1 protein-coding gene is annotated in these 531 nt (G+C 69.5%); it reads left to right on the top strand.

Annotated elements, in window-relative coordinates:
- The coding region (locus tag D8Y23_RS16620) for a response regulator transcription factor (RefSeq protein WP_164878301.1) at window positions 1-531 on the top strand (531 nt) is incomplete at both ends.

Here is a 531-nt window from a genome sequence, read left to right as displayed (position 1 = left end):
AGCAGATGCTCACCGACCTGCTGTCGATGGCACTGCGCATGGAGGGCTGGGAAGTGCGCACCGCCGGCTCCGGCTTCAACGCCCTGCAGGCCGCCCGCGACTTCGAACCTGACGCCCTCGTGCTCGACGTCATGATGCCCGACCTCGACGGCATGGCGGTCCTGCAGCGACTGCGGCACTCGGGCAACGACGTCCCCGTGCTCTTCCTCACCGCGAAGGACTCCGTGGCCGACCGTGTCGCCGGCCTCACCGCCGGCGGCGACGACTACGTCACCAAGCCCTTCAGCCTCGAGGAGGTCGTCGCACGCCTCCGCGGGCTCATGCGACGCGCGGGCACCGCCCTCACCCGCGACTCCGAGCCCATCCTGCGCGTCGGCGACCTCTCGCTGAACGAGGACAGCCACGAAGTCGTGCGCGGCGACCGCGAGATCCAGCTGACGGCGACGGAGTTCGAGCTGCTGCGCTTCCTCATGCGCAACCAACGCCGCGTGGTGTCGAAGGCGCAGATCCTCGACCGCGTCTGGAACTACG

Origin of the sequence: Microbacterium enclense (genome assembly GCF_004022425.1) — a bacterium.
Taxonomy (GTDB): domain Bacteria; phylum Actinomycetota; class Actinomycetes; order Actinomycetales; family Microbacteriaceae; genus Microbacterium; species Microbacterium enclense_A.
The sequence above is the reverse complement of the archived record's forward strand: the minus strand, read 5'-3'. Positions and strand labels throughout refer to the sequence as shown.